The organism is Dysosmobacter segnis (genome assembly GCF_014297285.1).
GTDB classification, from domain to species: domain Bacteria; phylum Bacillota; class Clostridia; order Oscillospirales; family Oscillospiraceae; genus Oscillibacter; species Oscillibacter segnis.
Genome location: NZ_JACOQI010000066.1, coordinates 1 through 2,620, shown reverse-complemented (window position 1 = coordinate 2,620; position 2,620 = coordinate 1). Strand labels below are relative to the sequence as shown.

The following is a 2,620-nucleotide window of genomic DNA, read 5'->3' as shown; positions in this document are numbered from 1 at the left end:
AGATGTGTATAAGAGACAGTCACTGAAGACCTCGAAGTACGATTTCAAGAAGGCTATCTTCTAAATCCACAAGGAACCAAGCAATGTCTGAACAGAACGGTAACGACCAAGAACTCGACCAACAGGATGGTGAACATGAGGAACTTCAGGAGTCCGGCGCAGAGTCGACTGACGAGAGCACTGATAGCTCTGGTGAGTCGGGCAGCGACGAGCCTGGGGACACCGACTCGGAAGCGGTCGAAGAGGACGCTGGAGCTGGATCGGAATCCCAGTCATCCGACGATGAAGTGGGCGACCAACCGGCAGACGAAGAGCAAGCTTCGGACACTGACCCAGAAGCCGAACAACTGGCAGCAGCACTGGCGGCAGCAACTGCCTCGTCACAACAACCGGCGCTACCGTTGAACGACGCTGCTCCTGACGCTCCTGTGTCTGCTCTGGCGGCTGTTGTAGCCGCAGCCGCTGTCAGCGACATCCCTGCCGAAGCACCAGTGGCTGCTCCTACCGCTCGCGCTACTTCGGTCACCACCACCAAACCAGTTCCAGTGAAGGTCGACGTGAAAACACAACAAGCTGATCTGAAACTCCAGTTGATCGTTGATCGCCTGCAACAGTACGCCGAGAAGATGGCTACCAACAAGCTGCTGACCGCTGCCGTTGGTAAAGAACAACAGCAAAGCCTGTGGGCTGCCATTCAGCAGACCCTGAAGCTGGAAGGCCCTGAGTTCATCCGTGCTTACGGCGTCCTGCTGGACTTCTTCGCTGAACACCGCACCACGATCTTCAGCGACAAGTACATCTACCGCAACTTCGCGGAAGCTGCTATCTCGACTAACGAGAAGAAAGTCTTCAACCGCATGCTGAACCTGCTGGTTGCTACCTGCGACAAAGCCACTCGCCGTCTGGGCCTGGAACAAGTTGACCTGGAAAAGACCCTGGCCGACATCCGTGACACCGGTATCCAACAGCGCGTTGCCGAGTTCTACCAGATCTAACGCGGCATAAGAAGCAAAAAAAAAGGAGGGGTGCAAGCCTCTCCTTTTTTATGCCGTGTGTTAATGGAGGGTGTAAACGATCTCAGGACGACCAGTCGTGCGGTGTACACGATCAGCAATCTGAGACAGTTCTTCCATCGGTAGTTTGAGGCGGTACATCAACATGGCTCCAGACTTCATGCTGAAGCTTCTTGGGTAGTGCAATTCCAAGTTAGCGATGAAGGTTGCCAAGTAATACGGACGGAAGTCGTATGGACGAGACATCTCAAGCGGACTAGCGTGGATCAGGTTGCGTTTGTAGAAAGCTTCGTTAACTGTGTGGTAAGACTCAGCCAACAGAACGCTACCGATGTGCAGGCCGAATACATCCAACACCACGTCGATAAACACATCACCAAAGGTCCGATGGGCCAAACCAAAGCCGTTCATCAGATCCTTACGCACTTCCTCATCAGAGATCTGGCTACAGGTCACCCCGTAGACGTTATGCGTGCCGTCGATGAAGTACTTAGGCGATAGCATAGCTTTCGCGTAACGGCTCTCAGACGCCTTTAGAAGAGGTGTACGGAAGTCACGGTTACGACTACCTGCGTTAACAATGTAGTCGATGGGGAATTCAAAAAAGCTCTTTGTATCTGTGTACGACGATAAAGCAAACCAAGGACTGCTATTGGACATGATGCACCTTTCTGAAGGGGCTTGGCATAAAAAGTGGGGGACCGAAATCCCCCACAAATCAGATTACGTAATCAGTGTTCACAAGCTTGTGCCCAACGACCCTACCTTTGAAGTTCTCCACCTTGCGGTAGTGATACTCTAAGTGCTTGTCGATGTCGACGCACACGAAGTAGTAGAACGTGGGTTTAGCATTTGGCCAGATCTTGAAGATCGTATCACGCATCCGACCCATCGCTTGACGATTACCTTGTTTGGAACCCAGGGCATCCGTCATCAACACATGAAGCAGCTTAGGAACGTCTTGGGCTGTCCCGAGGGATTTCAGTGTCGATACGATTAGATCCGACTCAAGCATCTCGTCGAAGTCGTCTTCTGCGGTATAGCGCATCACCTTGAGATCGCTGTTACGCGGCTTCAAGTAGTTCGTGACCACCGTGCACATCTCAACCGTAGCACAGTAGATCAACAGCTTCTGATCACCCTCACGCACCTTACGGAACTCGTGGGTAACAAAGTCTGAGATCATCTCAAGGTAATTCTTGAGGGCCCTCTTGTTCTTCATCAACGATTGCTCGAAGATGACGTGACTGTAAGACTTACGTGCCTTGTTGATCCACTTAAGGGTTCTCGGGTCTGCAAGTCTGTACTGGAGAGCTTCTACTGCGGTAAAGATAACACTCTCGCCATTGTCGATCCGTTCGTCTTTCGGGAACATGATCTCAGTGCGATTGTTAATGAACTCATCGTCCCCTTCCAGCGTACCGGACAGGGAAATGGTTTTGTGGCAGTGCGTGTACAGATCCTGACGGTAGTTGAGATGGATGTCCTGGTGGACTTCCTGTCTCTTATACACATCTAAAAGGGGGGGGGGGGGGGGGGGGGGGGGGGGGGGGGGGGGGGGGGGGGGGGGGGGGGGGGGGGGGGGGGGGGGGGGGGGGGGGGGGGGG

The 2,620-nt window shown here is 53.3% G+C and carries 3 protein-coding genes; 1 reads left to right on the top strand and 2 read right to left on the bottom strand.

Translation table 11 applies throughout. From position 1 onward, the window contains the following. Positions 1 to 83 precede the first annotated feature (83 nt). Positions 84 to 995 (top strand): hypothetical protein, encoded by a 912-nt coding sequence (locus tag H8Z83_RS18905; RefSeq protein ID WP_187016444.1) that lies wholly within the window; start codon positions 84 to 86, stop codon positions 993 to 995. A 60-nt stretch (positions 996 to 1,055) separates the two neighbouring features. On the opposite strand, the gene H8Z83_RS18900 is transcribed toward H8Z83_RS18905, so the two are convergent. Both H8Z83_RS18900 and H8Z83_RS18895 read right to left on the bottom strand, forming a co-directional pair. After that, entirely contained in the window at positions 1,056 to 1,673 is a 618-nt protein-coding gene (locus H8Z83_RS18900; RefSeq protein ID WP_187016443.1) for a hypothetical protein, read from the bottom strand. A 58-nt stretch (positions 1,674 to 1,731) separates the two neighbouring features. Further along, complete coding sequence (locus H8Z83_RS18895; RefSeq protein ID WP_187016445.1) at positions 1,732 to 2,526, bottom strand: hypothetical protein; 795 nt, start codon at positions 2,524 to 2,526, stop codon at positions 1,732 to 1,734. Between the last annotated feature and the right edge of the window lie 94 nt (positions 2,527 to 2,620).

Coding starts and splice junctions, on each gene's coding strand:
- H8Z83_RS18905 (WP_187016444.1), top strand. CDS start 84: ATGTCTGAACAGAACGGTAACGACCAAGAACTCGACCAACAGGATGGT.
- H8Z83_RS18900 (WP_187016443.1), bottom strand. CDS start 1,673: ATGTCCAATAGCAGTCCTTGGTTTGCTTTATCGTCGTACACAGATACA.